The organism is Methylobacterium aquaticum (genome assembly GCF_016804325.1).
GTDB classification, from domain to species: Bacteria; Pseudomonadota; Alphaproteobacteria; order Rhizobiales; family Beijerinckiaceae; genus Methylobacterium; species Methylobacterium aquaticum_C.
Window position 1 is genome coordinate 5,139,208 of the sequence record NZ_CP043627.1, and the last position, 14,962, is coordinate 5,154,169.

Genomic DNA, 14,962 nt, shown 5'->3' on the forward strand with positions numbered 1-14,962 from the left:
GAGCGGTGCGCCCCGCCGGTGAGGAGCGATCTAAGGGGTCCGCCCTGGCTTGGCAACCCCTATTTCGCCGGCGGACAAAGGCGCCGCGACGGCGTCACGAGGAGGGGGCCGGCGCGCCGGCCCCCTCCCCGGTCAGAAGCCCGCCTGGGTGACGAACTTGGTGTTGAGGTAGGCCTCGATCGCCTCCGAGCCGCCCTCGCTGCCGTAGCCCGAATCCTTCACGCCGCCGAAGGGCGTCTCCGGCAGGGCGATGCCGTGGTGGTTGATCGACATCATGCCGCTCTCGACCTGCGTGGCGAGCCGGGTCGCGGTCTCGGCCGAGCGGGTATAGGCGTAGGCGGCCAGCCCGTAGGGCAGGCGGTTGGCTTCCGCGAAGGCCTCCTCGTCGTCGGAGAAGCGCTGGATCGCCGCGATCGGCCCGAAGGGCTCCTCGTTCATGATCCGGGCATTGAGCGGCACGTCGGTGAAGACCGTCGGCTCGAAGAAGTTGCCCTGGTTGCCGATGCGCTTGCCGCCGGTGCGCAGCTGCGCGCCCTTCTGCTCGGCATCGGCCACGAAGCCCTCCATCGCCTCGATGCGGCGGCCATGGGCGAGCGGGCCCATGGTCACGCCCTGCTCCAGGCCGTTGCCGACCTTGAGGTCGCGGGAGAAGCCGACGAAGCCGTCGACGAAGGCGTCGAACACCGAATCGTGGATGAGGAAGCGGGTCGGCGCGACGCAGACCTGGCCGGCATTGCGGAACTTGTTGGCGCCGAGCACCTTCACGGCCTTCTGCACGTCGGCATCGCGGAAGACGATCGCCGGGGCGTGGCCGCCGAGCTCCATCGTGGCCCGCTTCATGTGCTTGCCGGCGAGCGCGGCGAGCTCCTTGCCGATCGCGGTCGAGCCCGTGAAGGTGATCTTGCGGATCACCGGATGCGGGATGAGATACGAGGAGATCTCCGCCGGGTCGCCATAGACGAGGCCGAGCACGTCGCCCGGCACGCCGGCATCCAGCAGGGCCTGGATCAGGGCGGTGCAGCTCGCAGGCGTATCCTCGGGGCCCTTCAGGATCACCGAGCAGCCGGTGCAGAGCGCGGCCGAGACCTTGCGCACCGCCTGGTTGATCGGGAAGTTCCAGGGCGTGAAGGCCGCGACGGGCCCGACCGGCTCGCGGATCACGAGCTGCATCACGCCCTCGGCGCGGGGCGGGATCACCCGGCCGTAGGCACGCCGGCCTTCTTCCGCGAACCAGTCCATGGTGTCGGCGCCGCCGAGCACCTCCATCTTGGCTTCCGCCACCGGCTTGCCCTGCTCGAGGGTCATGATCCGGGCGATCTCGTCGGCGCGCTCGCGCAGCAGGTTGGCGGCCTTGCGCAGGACCTTGCTGCGCTCGAAGGCCGAGACCTTGCGCCAGGCCTTGAAGCCGCGATCGGCCGCCTCGAGGGCCTGGTCGAGATCCTGGCGGGTCGCGACCGCGAGCTGGCTCAGGGTCTCGCCGGTGGCCGGGTTGAGGATCGGCATCGTCTGGCCGGAGGCGCCGTTGCGCCATTCGCCGGCGATGTGAAGCTTCACGTCGGGAAACATCGGGGCTCATCCTCGTTCCGGGGGACAGGCCCCATACCTAAGGCACTGCCGCCCGACGAGACAGGCTCCGTCGCGCAAACCGGCTCGTGCCCGGTGCGCCTTGTCTGTCAGGGCATGACCTGACAGAGTTCCCGACCTCTCAGGCCCGTAGGCCGCCGCCTCAATGCGCCCCGACGGCGCGGGCGAGGTCCTCGAACCGTTTCTGTGTCGCCCTGACCTGACCGTCGAGGGACTGGCGGGTGCAGGCCGCCACCGTCATGCCGTGGAAATACAGGCCGGACGCCTGCTGGTTGCGGCAATCGAGGTAGTTCGGCAGCACGAAGACGGCGAGGAACCCGAGGACCGGGAGCCCGAGCTTGAGGAACATCCGGACCGGCCAGGGCAGGTACGAGACGACCCGCTCCCGCTTGGGCGCGGCGGGCGGACCCGAGATGACGATGCGGATGTCGCCTCGTCCGTCGCCCGGGCGCGCACCGCCATCGAGCCGTTCGATCCCGCTGCGTCTCTGCTTGTCCCGCATCTCATCCCCCCAGCCGAATGCCGGTGCGGGGACCGCCGCGGCAGGATTTCGAGTATCCAGGCCGTTCGGCCGGCAGGGAGGCCGTGACGCGGCTTGCCCGGAGTGCCCCCGCCGTCGCCAACGGTCAGAGCGTGACGTGACGGCCGAAGGTCTCGGGGCGGAACGGCAGCCGGAAGGTCACGGCGAAACCGTTCTGGAGGTGGCGCACCACGGTGGCGCGGCGCTTGCCGACCGTGACCAGTTCGCCCACCGACGGCACGTCGGTCGCCGCGACGGCGACGCCCGACATCGACAGATCGATGATGGTTCCCGGCACGACCCGGCCGTCGGCGTGACGCACCTCGACGCTGCGGATGTTCGGCACGATGCGCGGGTCGCTGCGCTGATCGGTCTTCCCGTTCGCCTGGCTGGCGAGCCACTCGAGCCGGGCGGCGAAGCGGGCGCGACGCTCGGGCCCGACCTCCACCGCGAGGGTGAACCCGTCCGCCGCGATCGTCTGGATCGCCCCCGTCACCGGGCCGACATCGTCGAGATAGAGCGTGACGGGATCGCCCAGCATGCCGCTGCGCGGCGCCAGCACCTCGATCGCCGCGAGGGAGAGGCTGCGGGTCTCGCAGACATGCTCGGTCCCACCCGGCAGCAGGTAGCGGCCGTTGACCCGGATCTGGATCGGCAGGGCGCCCGGTTCCGGCTGGGATGGGGAATGCAACTTCAAGGTGCCCGCCACGTCCTGTCCACACACGAAGGCAGTCTCGTGCGAGGCCGGGCCCGCCGCAAGGCCGCCCGCCGCATCCTCGCCACCATCCCTCACAAGGCTTAATGCACGGTGCATGGGATGGACGGGATCGATGGTTCCGGTGTCGGCGGCGGCCGTGCTCGACAGGTCGAGGCGTAGCACCGTTCGGGCCGCCGGCAGTCACGGCGGCCGTTGCGGACCGGCTCGATCGTCGATCGATCGAGACGTGAAGGCCGATGGCGGATGATGATCCTCCGGATCGCCCCGAAGATCGATCGCCGTCGATGATCCAGGGCTCGCCGAACCCGCGCTCCGCCGGCCATTTCCGTTCCGGAATCTGGTCGTTCATCGAAGTCGCGCGGGCCGATGCGGGCCGGCCTGCCTTCCTTTGCGAAAGCCTGGATCCGATGGGGAACGAACCGGCGACGATCGAACGCCTCCGGGAGCTCCGCGTCGGCGCCTCGCCATGTCGGAACAGGGGCGCCCTGAGCCGGTCGCCGGCCGTTTCAGGATGAGGGCGCCGGCCGGGAAAAAACCGACCTTGCCGCTCGACGTGAAAAGGGCCGCGCTCCGTCCCGGGAGCGCGGCCCTTCTCGAAAATCCGGTGATGCGAGCGGGCTCAGGCCCGGCCGGTCCGCCGCCGCAGGCGCACGATCACCTCGACGCCGGCGATCTCCATGCCTTCGGGGGCCTGGGGCAGCGAATCGACGGTGATGCCGCAATCGGGCATGTCGAGCACCTGGCCCTCCTCCTCGAGGAAGAAGTGGTGATGCTCGCTCGGGTTGGTGTCGAAATAGGCCTTGGACCCGTCCAGCGCGAGCTGGCGCAGCAGGCCGGCCTCGGTGAACTGGTGCAGGGTGTTGTAGACGGTCGCGAGCGACACCGGAACCTTGGCCCGCATCGCCTCGTCGTAGAGCATTTCCGCGGTGAGGTGCCGGTCGCCCTTGCCGAACAGCAGCCAGCCGAGGGAGAGGCGCTGCCGGGTCGGGCGCAGGCCGGCGCGGCGCAGGCGGTCGCGAAGGTCCGAAAGCGGGCAACCGCGCCGCTGGCCGGCGGCGCCGGTCTCGAGGGCCGGGACGCGGGCGCCGAGGACGGCGCGCAGGGGCGACAGGTCGTTCATCAGCGGAACTATCGACTCGTTGGGCGGCGACAATGATACCGAACGTTATAGGCCGCCCAACCCCCCGCCGCAACCCGACCACGGCCGTGGCGGCGCAGATCAGAAGCGTTACAGACTAGGGCCTTCGACCGGCTTTGAACAGTCCCGGACCCTGTGTTAACGAGGCGCCACCCGCCGCGCCTCCGGCCTTTGCCCCGGCACCCTTGCCCCGGCCTTGCCGGAGCGTCAGCGGCCCCTGACGAGGAATTCGCCCCGCCCATGTCCGCCGACCAGACCTCCGCTCCCGACGCCCCGAGCCGGCCCTCGCACTTCTCCTACGAGGACCTCCTGGCCTGCGGCCGCGGCGAGATGTTCGGCGTCGGCAACGCCCAGCTGCCGCTGCCGCCGATGCTGATGTTCGACCGCATCACCTCGATCGGCCGGGACGGCGGCGCCCACGGCAAGGGCCACGTGCTCGCCGAGCTCGACGTGCGGCCCGACCTCTGGTTCTTCCCCTGCCACTTCCAGGGCGACCCCGTCATGCCGGGCTGCCTGGGCCTCGACGCCCTGTGGCAGCTGGTGGGCTTCCACCTCGGCTGGCTCGGCTCGCCGGGCCGCGGCCGGGCGCTCGGCGTCGGCGAGGTCAAGTTCAGCGACCAGGTGCTGCCGACCGTCAAGAAGGTGGTCTACGGCGTCGACCTGAAGCGGGTCCGCCAGGGCCGCCTGGTGCTCGGCATCGCCGACGGCTGGCTCGAGGCCGACGGCCGCCGCATCTACGAGGCGACGGACCTGCGCGTCGGCCTGTTCCAGGCCGCCGCCCCGGCCGCCGGCGGCTGAGCCATCGCACGAGGGCCCGCGCGAAAAGCGGGCCTCCCAATCGCGCCCGCCGGGACCCTTTCCCCGCGACGGGCGGTTGAGATTACGGCATCGGGCGCCTAGGTGACGTCCGCGGGGCGAAGACAGCCCGCGGGCGCGACCAGCGCCGCTCCGGAGGGTTCCGACGATCATGAGGCGCGTGGCAATCACCGGGATGGGCATCGTCTCGTCCATCGGCAATTCCACCCAGGAGGTCCTGGCGTCCCTCCGCGAGGCGCGTTCGGGCATTTCCCGCGCCGAGGATTTCTCCGCCCACGGCTTCCGCAGCCAGGTCCAGGGCGCGCCGACCCTCGACGCCGAGGCGGTGGTCGACCGCCGCGCGATGCGTTTCCACGGCGGCGGCACCGCCTGGAACCACGTCGCGATGGAGCAGGCGATCCGCGACGCGGGCCTGGAGCAGGCCGAGGTCTCGCACGAGCGCACCGGCATCATCATGGGCTCCGGCGGTCCCTCGACCCGCGCCCTGGTGGAAGCCGCCGACATCGCCCGCGCCAAGGGGCCGAAGCGCGTCGGGCCCTTCGCGGTGCCGAAAGCCATGTCCTCGACGGCGTCGGCGACCCTCGCGACCTGGTTCAAGATCCGGGGCGTGAACTACTCGATCTCGTCGGCCTGCGCGACCTCGAACCACTGCATCGGCAACGCCGCCGAGATCATCCAGGGTGGTCGCCAGGACATCATCTTCGCCGGCGGCTGCGAGGAGCTGGACTGGACCCTCTCGGTCCTGTTCGACGCCATGGGGGCGATGTCCTCCAAGTACAACGACACTCCGTCCCGGGCCTCCCGCGCCTATGACAGGAACCGCGACGGCTTCGTCATCGCGGGCGGCGCCGGCGTGCTGGTGCTGGAGGAGTTGGAGCATGCCCGCGCCCGCGGCGCGCGCATCTACGGCGAGGTTGCGGGCTACGGCGCCACCTCGGACGGGCACGACATGGTCGCCCCGTCCGGCGAGGGCGCGGTGCGCTGCATGCGCCAGGCGATCGAGGGCCTGAAGGGCGCCAGAATCGACTACATCAACCCCCACGCCACCTCGACCCCCGTCGGCGACGACAAGGAGATCGAGGCGATCCGCGAGGTGTTCGGCACCGGCGACCAATGCCCGCCGATCTCCGCGACGAAGTCGCTGACCGGCCACTCGCTCGGCGCCACCGGCGTGCAGGAGGCGATCTACTCGCTCCTGATGATGAACAACGGCTTCATCTGCGAGAGCGCCCATATCGACGAGATCGACCCGGCCTTCGCCGACATGCCGATCCTGCGCGCCCGCAAGGACGACGCGCAGCTCGGCCACGTGATCAGCAACTCCTTCGGCTTCGGCGGCACCAACGCCACCCTGGTCCTGAAGCACGTCGACGCCTGATCTCCCGCACGGCGTGGACAGGAGCCCGCCCGCCGCGTAAGCCCGATCCATCTACAACAGCGGAGGATCGGGCGTGACGGGTTTGATGGCAGGCAAGCGCGGGCTCGTGATGGGCGTCGCGAACGACCACTCCATCGCCTGGGGCATCGCCCGGGCCCTCGGGGCCCAAGGCGCCGAACTGGCCTTCACCTACCAGGGCGAGGCCCTGGGCCGCCGGGTCGGCCCGCTGGCCGGGACGCTCGGCTCCTCCCTGGTCTTCCCCTGCGACGTCGAGGATCTGGGCACCGTCGATGCGACCTTCGCCGCCCTCGACGAGGCCTGGCCCGAGGGCTTCGACTTCGTCGTCCACGCCATCGGCTTCTCCGACAAGGCGCAGCTCAAGGGCCGCTACGTCGACGTCACCACCCGGGAGAACTTTTCCCGCACGATGGTGATCTCGTGCTTCTCTTTCACGGAAGTGGCCCAGCGGGCGGCGAAGCGCATGCGCCCCGGCGGCTCGCTCCTCACGCTCACCTATGGCGGCTCGACCCGGGTGATGCCGAACTACAACGTGATGGGCGTCGCCAAGGCGGCCCTGGAAGCGTCGGTACGCTATCTGGCCGCCGATCTCGGGCCGCAAGGCATCCGGGTCAACGCCCTCTCGGCCGGTCCGGTGCGGACCTTGGCCGGCGCCGGCATCGCCGATGCCCGCCTGATGTTCAACCACCAGGCGGCGCATGCTCCCCTGCGGCGCACCGCGACGTTGGAGGATATCGGTGGGTCAGGGCTGTACCTGCTGTCGCCGCTCTCGGGCAGCGTCACCGGTGAGGTGCACTACGTCGATTCGGGCTACAACATCATCTCGATGCCGCGGCCGGATGTGCTGAAGGCGCAGGATGCGGCGGGTGTGACGGACGCATGAAAGTTGCGTCAGGCCGGGGCCCCAGCGCCCCGGTCCTCACGATTGCGGACCTTGGAAGGGTGATGGCCCAATGGTCGTCGGACTATGTGGTGGCCAGCAAATGACAGCCTCTCTCAGGCTGCCGGTCGCAAAACATCTGTCGCAATCGGGAATGTAAAATTAAACTAAATTCATATTTCGACAATTAGTATTTTAATTTATTGTGATATTATTCTCATATGAAATTTTACTCATATAAAAACGAAATGATCTATATTTAGTGTTGATCTATGCATATTTTTATTTGACGTTATACACGAGGCCGTCAGGCTAAATCGGCACCTGATCGACGCGATCTGCTGAAACCGAACGTCGGATGAGTTGTGGAGCATTCGGCCATTATGCCGCTGGAAAGCGGCGCTACTATCAGTGATGATCTCCCAGATCAAACTGTCGGCATCGGCAGCGCTGTCGATCCGGCCATACCGTCATGGCTCCGCTCCGAAGAATTGTCGTCACACATCCTTGCCTTTCTGCATCTTCGTTCCACCACTTAAGGCAATATGGAGTAATAGATGTTAACCAAAGGCGAAGAAGACATACCTATTTGGCCTAGAGTCCGGGTCGAGAAGTGGTCTGAGTTGCAGAACGCAATAGAGATGCATCTTGACGGCGCTTGGTTGTTTCGAGGCGTAACCTCGGCGCGCTACGGGCTCGTGCCGACAATCGGCCGAACCCGCAGCGGTACCAGCTTCTTGCCCCAGGAGCGAGAGATCTTCGCGCAGTTCAGGCGAGAGTCGATCCCACTCCTGTCGAGCAGGCCTGTCGATACTTGGGAATGGCTGGCTCTGGCGCAGCATTATGGGATACCTACAAGATTATTAGACTGGTCAGAGTCTCCTTATGTTTCATTATTTTTCGCCGTTTGGGGCAACGATGATGAAGATGCAGGAATCTATATCGCCCCGAGGCCGCTTGAGGTTCACGACCTTGGCACAGATCCATTTGCGGTCACTGACGTTGCGTTCTTTTATCCGGGATATGTGACACCCCGCCTCGTTTCGCAACGCGGACTCTTCACCATTCATCCCAATCCGGAAGCTATTTATCGCCCCGACGGAATCAAGCAAATTATTATTGATAAAAAAATAAAATTCGACTTTCGTCAAAAGCTTGACACCTTGGGATTTCACCACGCTGCCATTTTTCCTGATCTTGACGGTTTGTCCCGTCGCCTCGTTGCCGTACAGGGCTTTCGGCTGTTGACGCGTCCGCAAATCTCGGCCCCGCTAGAGGGGGCGGGGCGCCTCCCTCGGGACAGCGTGCGCAGGCTGTACAAGAACTGCCCAAGTTGAAGATAAACCCTCGTGATCCCCAGAAGGGCCAATGGGGCCTGCTGTCGCGCCGCAACGGATGGTGGCTAACTGCGAAGGTCAAACAAATCGAATCAGACTGGTACCAGACCAATCTCCTGCTCACATCGGAACCGGAGAAAGAACTGAGCGGCAAAGTGCTCTTCTATCTTCATGACAGTTTCAAAAATCCTATTAGGAAAATATCGCCGAGAAATCGGAAAGCTGAACTGAAAACCTGGTCATACGGAGCTTTCACCGTAGGGGCGGTAGTCGAACAAGATGGAACGACCCTGGAACTCGATCTAGCCGAACTCGAAGATGCGCCCAAGCGGTTCCGGGAGCAGTAAAGCCGCGGCCACGCGGCGGCGATCGATACAACACGCGAGGAAAATCCAAATGCGGCGCGGCCATCCCGATCCCGATCCACTCGGCCCGGACCAGGAAAGCGTCTGGAACTACCCCCGCCCACCCCGCCTGGAACCCGTGCCCGAGCGCCTGCGCGTGATCTTCGACGGCACCACCATCGCCGACACCCTGCGCGGCTGGCGGGTGCTGGAGACCTCCCACCCGCCGACCTACTACCTGCATCCCGACGACATCCGCCCAGGCGCACTGGTCCCGGCCGGGGGCGGCTCCGTCTGCGAGTGGAAGGGCCGAGCCCTGTATTTCGACGTGGTCGGCCCGCACAGGCGGGCGGAGCGCGTGGCCTGGGCCTACCCGAACCCGACCGCGGCCTTCGCGGCGCTCGCCGGGCACGTCGCGTTCTATGCCGGGCCGATGGACGGGTGCTTCGTCGGCGACGAGCGGGTCACGCCGCAACCGGGCGGGTTCTACGGCGGGTGGATCACCCAGAAGATCGTCGGTCCGTTCAAGGGCGAGCCCGGCACGATGGGGTGGTGAGCGCCCCCCTCCCCTCAGTGCCTGTTTGCGTGAGCTGACCGAACTGAAACCCTCTTCGTCATCCTGGGGCCGCGCAGCGGAACCCGGGATCCAGAACCGCCGGCGCTTCAGGATAGGGCGACCGGCGTCCCGCTTCGTCCGGCATCGTCGGCGGTGATGGATCCCGGGTTCTCGCCTGCGGCAAGCCCCAGGATGACGGGGAGAGACGGCAGCGTCTGCATCAGACCTTCGGCCTGACGGTTCACACCGGGTCTCACGCCGCCCGATCCGCCGGCCGCTCCTCGACCAACGCCACCACGTCCTCCCACCGCGACAGGAAGGCCGCGACGCAATCCGGATCGAAATGCGCGCCCGACTGCTCCTCGAGGAAGCGCCGCGCCCGCTCCAGCGGCCAGCCGGGCTTGTAGACCCGGGCCGAGATCAGGGCGTCGAACACGTCGGCCACCGCGGTGATGCGGCCGGGCAGCGGGATCTCGGTGCCCTTGAGGCCCTGCGGGTAGCCGGCGCCGTCCCAGCGCTCGTGGTGGGTGAGCGCGATCTCGGCGGCGAGGCGCAGGAGGCGGGACGGGCTGTCGTGCAGCATGCGGTAGCCGCGCAGGGCATGCTGCATCATCTCGCAGCGCTCCGGCTCGGTCAGCGGGCCAGGCTTGCGCAGGATCGAATCGGCGACGCCGATCTTGCCGATGTCGTGCATGGTGGAGGCCAGCGCGATGTCGTTGCCCTCCTCCTCCGACAGGCCGAGCCCGTCGGCGATGGCGAGCACGCAGCCGGCGACGCGGGTCAGGTGGTCGCCGGCCTGGTCGTCGCGGAACTCGGCGGCGAGCATCAGGCGGCGGATGATCTCGCGCTCGCGCTCCTGGCTCTCGGCCGCCGCCCGCTCGACCTCGCGGGAGAGCGCGATGGCCTGGCTCTCGACCGCGCCCTGCGCGCGGGCGAGCGCGATCAGGTTGCGGCCGCGGAGCGCCAGGTCCGAGGCGTCGAGGGGCGGCAGCACCACGTCGGTGGCGCCGGCCTCCAGGCCGCGGCGGCGGGTCTCGGCCGGGTCCCCCTCGGCGATGAGCAGGATCGAGGTATGGGCGAGATGCGGCTTCAGGCGCAGACCGCGAATCAGGCCGAGGGCGTCGAATGCGGGCGAGGCCTCGACCAGCACGAGGTCGGCGGTCCCGGTCGCCAGCGCGGCGAGGGCCGCGCCGGGCTCGGGAACCACGAGGGTCGGGACGCCCGCCGCGAACAGCCGTGTCAGCCCACCGGGATCGGGCCGGGCCGTGACGATCACGACGGCGGGATCGGCTGCGTTGGTCATGGCCCCGGAGAATCCTTTCCGCACCGGATGAGCGCTCAAACTGGCACGACTTGATAAAGCGTTCTTTAAGCTTCCGCATCCCGCCGGCATGAGGAAGGCCGGGGCCGAACTGACGCAAGACCTTGATCCGGCATCGCTTCCCCGTCGTCATCTCGGGCGGGGCGAAAACTGCTTAGATGGTGAAATCCGCCCCCGCCCGCGGGCCGGCGACCTTGGCGGCCTCGGCCCGGCCACAGAGATCCTCCACGGTCACCGAATCGAGTACCGCAAGGTACGCCCCGGCCGCCTCCGCCACCAGGGGGGCGACGACGAGGCCGGTCACGTCGCGGCCTCCCGGCGACGGGTCCGCGGCCTCCGGACCGAGCACCGCCCGGGCGATGTCGCCGGCGCTGATGCGGCGGCGTTCGCGGGCGAGCTCGTAGCCGCCATGCGGCCCGCGCAGGCCCTTGAGCAGACCATGATGCACCAGGGCCTGCAGCACCGCCTCCAGGTGCCGGGGCGGCAGGGCGTGGCGCGCCGCCAGCGCCTTGGCGCTCACCGGCTGCGGCCGGGCATGGAGCGCGATGTCGACCATCGCGGCGAGCGCCAGGCCGAGGCGCGGCGGCGCCAGGGCCGCGCCCGTGACCGGCCGGGACGAGGGGACGACCGCGTCCAAGAACGGCCTCAGCCGCGGCCGGTGGAGCCGAAGCCCCCGGCGCCGCGGGCGCCGGCCTCGGTCTCCGGAAAAACCTCGACCACCGTCAGGGTGGGCCGCACCACCCGGGTGAAGACGAGTTGCGCGATGCGCTCGCCCGGCTGCACCGTGAGGGGGGCGCCGCCCGGCGGGTTGCGGTTCCAGGCCGAGATCATCAGCGGGCCCTCGTAATCGGCGTCGATCACCCCGACGGTGTTGCCGAGGACCAGCCCGTCGCGATGGCCGAGGCCGGAGCGCGGATGGATCATCGCGCACCAGTCGGGATCGCGGATCGCCAGGGCGAAGCCGGCCGGGATCAGGGCGGGAGGCGCCTGCGGCTCCAGGGCGACGGGGGCGTCGAGGCAGGCATGGAGGTCGAGCCCGGCGGCGAGCGCCGAGCCCCATCGCGGAAACCCCCAGCCGGGCAGGCGCGGATCGAGGATCCGGACCGCGACGTCGAGGCCGCTCATGCCTTGCCGGTCCCGCGGGCCGCCACCGCCTCGGCGAGGGCGACGAGCCGGCGCGCCTCGTCCGCCTCGCGCCGCAGCACCGTGCGGCCGAGATGGGCGATTCCCGCCTGTCCCCGCGCCTCCGGCGCGTCGAAGGCGGCGACCAGCGCCCTTGCCGCGGCGAGCGCCTCCGGGTCGGGGGCGAAGGCCGATTCGGCCCGGCGGGCGCCGGCGGGCGCCGTCACCACCGCCCCGTCGAAGCCGAGGCCGCGGGCGCGGCCGATATCGAGGCGGTCGGCGGGGTCGAGCAGCACGTCGAGGTCGTGGGCGCGGGCGGCGGCGAGCACCGTCGCGAGCCAGTTGAGCAGCGGACCGGCCTCCGGCGCGCCCGGCGGCAGCCGGCCCTCGCGGGCGAGCGCGCCGGCATCGACGACGAGGCAGGCGAGCCGCGCATCGACGTCGCGCACCGCGCTCGCCACCGCTTCCGCCGCCAGGATGCCGAGGGGCGTGTCGAGGCAGGCCCAGAGCCGCACCCGCTCCGGGGCGTGGAGCCGGCGCAGGCGGCTGCCGATCCCGGCCAGATCCTCCGGCTCCTCGACCCGCGGCACCAGCACCGCGTCGGGCCCGGCCCCCGCCACCGCCACCGCCGCGAGGTCGGCCTCGCCCCAGGGCGTGTCGAGGCCGTTGACCCGCACCACCAGCTCGGCGGCGGCGAAGCCACCCTCGCGCAACGACGCGGCGAGGTGGTGCCGCCCGGCCTCCTTGTCGGCGGGGGGCAGGGAATCGGCGAGGTCGAGGATCAGCGCGTCGGCGGGCTCGGACCGAGCCGCCGCCAGGGCGGTCGCGGTGGCCGGCACCAGGAGGGCGCTGCGGCGGGGGCGGATGTCGGTCATCGGTCGCGTGACTCCCCGGATGGCGGCGCATCTATGCCCCGCCGCGGCCCGTCCGTCACCCCAGCCGCGACGCCAGGGTGCGGGCGAAGGAATCGATGTGGGCGGTCATCGCCGCCGCTGCGTCCTCCGGGTCGCGCCGGCGCAGGGCATCCAGGATCGCGGCGTGCTCCTGCGCCACCTCGACGAGGTGGTGGCCGGTGGCGAGCGACAGGGCCCAGAACCGGACCGAGCGCCCGTGCAGCCCGGCCAGCACCTCGGCCAGCACCCGGTTGCCCGAGGCCTCGGCGATGACGGCGTGGAAGCGCCGGTCCGAGTCGAGGATCGCGTCGAGGTCGTCGGGTTGCGCCGCCAGGATGGCGTCGAGCTGCGCCAAGTCCGCCTCGCCGATCCGCCCGGCGGCCAAGGCCGCGCAAGGAGGCTCGGTCAGGCGGCGCACCTCGATCAGGTGGGCGAACTCGTCCATCGAGAGCGGCTGCACCAGCACGCCCTTGCGGGGCAGGATCCGCACCAGCCCCTCGTGCATCAGCCGGTGCAGGGCCTGGTTCACCGGCGTGCGGCCGAGACCCAGCTCGGCGCAGAGCCCCGCCTCGTTCAGCGCATCGCCGGGCTTCAGCCGCAGGGACACGATGTCGTCCTTCAGCCGCCGGTAGGCGCGCTCGTTCTGCGACAATGTTGGGCACGAACCTGCACGCGCTTTGGCCACCGACACCGCTCCGCTCGAGTCGTCCGCCCCTTACCACGGGGTATCGTCCGCTTGGACCTGCTTGTGAAATATCACAGGCATGGTACTTGCTGAACCACACGCCGGGCGGCCGGTTCGCGGACCGCGGGAGAAGAGCGATGTCGAGGGTGGATGCGGTGAGCGCGCACGAATTGCAGAAGGGGGAACTGGAGGAGGGCTATCGCCGGGCCACGCTCCGGCTGATCCCGTTCCTGGTCTTCCTGTTCATCCTGGCCTGGATCGACCGGGTGAACGTCGGGTTCGCCAAGCTCCAGATGCTGTCGGACCTGAAGTTCAGCGAGGCGGTCTACGGCTTCGGCGCCGGCATCTTCTTCATCGGCTACTTCCTGTTCGAGGTGCCGAGCAACCTGCTCCTGGAGCGCATCGGCGCCCGCAAGACGCTGGCGCGGATCACCATCCTGTGGGGGCTCGCCTCGATGAGCCTCGCCTTCGTGCAGTCGGAATGGACGTTCTACGCCATCCGCTTCCTGCTCGGGGTGTTCGAGGCCGGGTTCTTCCCGGGCGTGGTGCTCTACCTGACCTATTGGTTCCCGAGCGCGAAGCGCTCGCGCATCAACGGCCTGTTCATGACCTCGTTCGCCATCGCGGGCGTGGTCGGCGGTCCGCTCGCCGGGCTGATCATGGGCACGATGGGCGGGGTCTCGGGGCTCGCCAACTGGCAGTGGCTGTTCATCCTCGAGGGCATCCCGTCGCTGATCGCGGGTGCCGCGGTGCTGGCCTTCCTGCCCGACCGGCCGAAGGACGCGCGCTGGCTGTCCCCGAAGGTCGCCGCCGCGATGACGACAATCGTCGAGGACGAGGGCCGCGCCGCCGGCAAGGAGGCGAGCTTCAAGGTGGCCTTGCGCGACGGCCGGGTCTGGCTCTGCGCGCTGATCTATTTCTGCATCGTCAGCGGCAACGCCACGATCGCGTTCTGGACCCCGTCGATCATCAAGGAGATCGGCGTCTCCGGCGCCATCGCCATCGGCTTCCTCGCGGCGGTGCCGTTCATCGCCGGCACGATCGCGATGGTCTGGACCGGGGCGCATTCCGACCGCACCGGCGAGCGCCGGCTGCACTGCGCGATCGCCAGCCTGATCGCCGCGGCGGGGCTTGCCGCCACCGGCGCGCTCATCGGCCACGCGGTGCTCGCCTTCGTGGCGCTGACGGTGGCGGCGATCGGCATCCTCGCCGCCTTCCCGGTCTTCTGGTCGCTGCCGCAGACCTTCCTCGCCGGCACCGCGGCGGCGGGCGGCATCGCGGCGATCAACTCGATCGGCAACCTCGCGGGCTTCGTCGCCCCCTACGTGGTCGGCCTGTCGAACACGCTCACCGGAACGTCGAGCAACGGGCTCTACGTCGTCGCCGGGTTCGAGCTGCTGGCGGGTCTCCTGGTGCTGGGCTTCGCCCGCTGGCGCGAGGGCACGTCCGCCGATCTGGCGCCGGCGGAGTGAAGCGGTTTCCGCCCGATTCGGTCGAAGGGAAGTAAAACGATTCCGCCTTCTCCCTTACGGGATGGCGGATCGCAGGATTTGCCGACTCAGGAACAGATCAGAGCGCTTTTGACTGCCCTCTACAGACCTCGCATCCACCGCGTCATTCCGGGGCCGCGCAGCGGAGCCCGGAATCCAGAA

Annotated in this window: 16 protein-coding genes; 7 read left to right on the forward strand and 9 right to left on the reverse strand. The window is 69.1% G+C overall.

The features are described from left to right. Positions 1–132: 132 nt before the first annotated feature. The 4 genes from F1D61_RS23425 to irrA all read right to left on the reverse strand — a co-directional run bounded on the left by F1D61_RS23425 (position 133) and on the right by irrA (position 3,942). Positions 133–1,566 (reverse strand): NAD-dependent succinate-semialdehyde dehydrogenase, encoded by a 1,434-nt coding sequence (locus F1D61_RS23425; protein WP_203154489.1) that lies wholly within the window; start codon positions 1,564–1,566, stop codon positions 133–135. 160 nt (positions 1,567–1,726) lie between these two features. Continuing rightward, positions 1,727–2,086, reverse strand: a complete 360-nt coding sequence (locus tag F1D61_RS23430; protein WP_203154490.1) for a hypothetical protein — start codon at positions 2,084–2,086, stop codon at positions 1,727–1,729. A gap of 124 nt (positions 2,087–2,210) precedes the next feature. Further along, complete coding sequence (locus F1D61_RS23435) at positions 2,211–2,801, reverse strand: PilZ domain-containing protein (RefSeq protein WP_246775492.1); 591 nt, start codon at positions 2,799–2,801, stop codon at positions 2,211–2,213. Between the two features lie 640 nt (positions 2,802–3,441). Next, positions 3,442–3,942, reverse strand: coding sequence for an iron response transcriptional regulator IrrA (gene irrA / locus F1D61_RS23440; protein ID WP_165086928.1), 501 nt, complete (start codon positions 3,940–3,942; stop codon positions 3,442–3,444). 258 nt (positions 3,943–4,200) lie between these two features. Between irrA and fabA the strand changes: the two genes are divergently transcribed. From fabA to F1D61_RS23470, 6 genes are all read left to right on the forward strand, one after another. Next, positions 4,201–4,758 carry a 3-hydroxyacyl-[acyl-carrier-protein] dehydratase FabA gene (fabA, locus tag F1D61_RS23445; protein WP_203154491.1) on the forward strand — a complete coding sequence of 186 codons (558 nt, stop codon included), beginning with the start codon at positions 4,201–4,203 and terminating at the stop codon, positions 4,756–4,758. A gap of 169 nt (positions 4,759–4,927) precedes the next feature. Beyond that, the gene (gene fabB, locus F1D61_RS23450) at positions 4,928–6,154 is read left to right on the forward strand and encodes a beta-ketoacyl-ACP synthase I (RefSeq protein WP_203154492.1); all 1,227 of its coding nucleotides are present in this window, start codon (positions 4,928–4,930) and stop codon (positions 6,152–6,154) included. Between the two features lie 73 nt (positions 6,155–6,227). Continuing rightward, a complete protein-coding gene (gene fabI, locus F1D61_RS23455; protein WP_281437019.1) occupies positions 6,228–7,055 on the forward strand; it encodes an enoyl-ACP reductase FabI in 828 nt (275 codons plus the stop codon). A gap of 638 nt (positions 7,056–7,693) precedes the next feature. Beyond that, positions 7,694–8,389 carry an FRG domain-containing protein gene (locus F1D61_RS23460; protein ID WP_203154493.1) on the forward strand — a complete coding sequence of 232 codons (696 nt, stop codon included), beginning with the start codon at positions 7,694–7,696 and terminating at the stop codon, positions 8,387–8,389. After that, positions 8,386–8,736: a pYEATS domain-containing protein gene (locus F1D61_RS23465; protein ID WP_203154494.1), complete on the forward strand. Its 351-nt coding sequence runs from the start codon at positions 8,386–8,388 to the stop codon at positions 8,734–8,736. The genes F1D61_RS23460 and F1D61_RS23465 overlap by 4 nt, the downstream gene beginning before the upstream one ends. Positions 8,737–8,785: 49 nt before the next feature. Beyond that, complete coding sequence (locus F1D61_RS23470; protein ID WP_203154495.1) at positions 8,786–9,289, forward strand: DUF427 domain-containing protein; 504 nt, start codon at positions 8,786–8,788, stop codon at positions 9,287–9,289. Between the two features lie 253 nt (positions 9,290–9,542). On the opposite strand, the gene F1D61_RS23475 is transcribed toward F1D61_RS23470, so the two are convergent. The 5 genes from F1D61_RS23475 to F1D61_RS23495 all read right to left on the reverse strand — a co-directional run bounded on the left by F1D61_RS23475 (position 9,543) and on the right by F1D61_RS23495 (position 13,310). After that, positions 9,543–10,592: an HD-GYP domain-containing protein gene (locus F1D61_RS23475; protein ID WP_203154496.1), complete on the reverse strand. Its 1,050-nt coding sequence runs from the start codon at positions 10,590–10,592 to the stop codon at positions 9,543–9,545. Positions 10,593–10,764: 172 nt separating this feature from the next. Then, positions 10,765–11,247 carry an RrF2 family transcriptional regulator gene (locus tag F1D61_RS23480; protein ID WP_432443171.1) on the reverse strand — a complete coding sequence of 161 codons (483 nt, stop codon included), beginning with the start codon at positions 11,245–11,247 and terminating at the stop codon, positions 10,765–10,767. 8 nt (positions 11,248–11,255) lie between these two features. Then, entirely contained in the window at positions 11,256–11,735 is a 480-nt protein-coding gene (gene dut / locus F1D61_RS23485) for a dUTP diphosphatase (RefSeq protein WP_203154497.1), read from the reverse strand. Then, entirely contained in the window at positions 11,732–12,607 is an 876-nt protein-coding gene (locus tag F1D61_RS23490) for an aldolase/citrate lyase family protein (RefSeq protein ID WP_203154498.1), read from the reverse strand. Before F1D61_RS23490 ends, dut begins: the two co-directional genes overlap by 4 nt. Before the next feature lie 55 nt (positions 12,608–12,662). Continuing rightward, the gene (locus F1D61_RS23495) at positions 12,663–13,310 is read right to left on the reverse strand and encodes a GntR family transcriptional regulator (protein WP_203154499.1); all 648 of its coding nucleotides are present in this window, start codon (positions 13,308–13,310) and stop codon (positions 12,663–12,665) included. A 137-nt stretch (positions 13,311–13,447) separates the two neighbouring features. On the opposite strand from F1D61_RS23495, the gene F1D61_RS23500 reads away from it, so the two are divergent. Then, on the forward strand, positions 13,448–14,782 hold the full coding sequence (locus F1D61_RS23500; RefSeq protein WP_203154500.1) for an MFS transporter: 1,335 nt from the start codon (positions 13,448–13,450) through the stop codon (positions 14,780–14,782). Positions 14,783–14,962: the final 180 nt, after the last annotated feature.

Excerpts from the sequence above, each read along its gene's own strand:
- F1D61_RS23425 (WP_203154489.1), bottom strand. The coding sequence starts at position 1,566 with ATGTTTCCCGACGTGAAGCTTCACATCGCCGGCGAATGGCGCAACGGC.
- F1D61_RS23430 (WP_203154490.1), bottom strand. The coding sequence starts at position 2,086 with ATGCGGGACAAGCAGAGACGCAGCGGGATCGAACGGCTCGATGGCGGT.
- irrA (WP_165086928.1), bottom strand. The coding sequence starts at position 3,942 with ATGAACGACCTGTCGCCCCTGCGCGCCGTCCTCGGCGCCCGCGTCCCG.
- fabA (WP_203154491.1), top strand. The coding sequence starts at position 4,201 with ATGTCCGCCGACCAGACCTCCGCTCCCGACGCCCCGAGCCGGCCCTCG.
- fabB (WP_203154492.1), top strand. The coding sequence starts at position 4,928 with ATGAGGCGCGTGGCAATCACCGGGATGGGCATCGTCTCGTCCATCGGC.
- F1D61_RS23460 (WP_203154493.1), top strand. The coding sequence starts at position 7,694 with ATGCATCTTGACGGCGCTTGGTTGTTTCGAGGCGTAACCTCGGCGCGC.
- F1D61_RS23470 (WP_203154495.1), top strand. The coding sequence starts at position 8,786 with ATGCGGCGCGGCCATCCCGATCCCGATCCACTCGGCCCGGACCAGGAA.
- F1D61_RS23475 (WP_203154496.1), bottom strand. The coding sequence starts at position 10,592 with ATGACCAACGCAGCCGATCCCGCCGTCGTGATCGTCACGGCCCGGCCC.
- dut (WP_203154497.1), bottom strand. The coding sequence starts at position 11,735 with ATGAGCGGCCTCGACGTCGCGGTCCGGATCCTCGATCCGCGCCTGCCC.
- F1D61_RS23490 (WP_203154498.1), bottom strand. The coding sequence starts at position 12,607 with ATGACCGACATCCGCCCCCGCCGCAGCGCCCTCCTGGTGCCGGCCACC.
- F1D61_RS23500 (WP_203154500.1), top strand. The coding sequence starts at position 13,448 with ATGTCGAGGGTGGATGCGGTGAGCGCGCACGAATTGCAGAAGGGGGAA.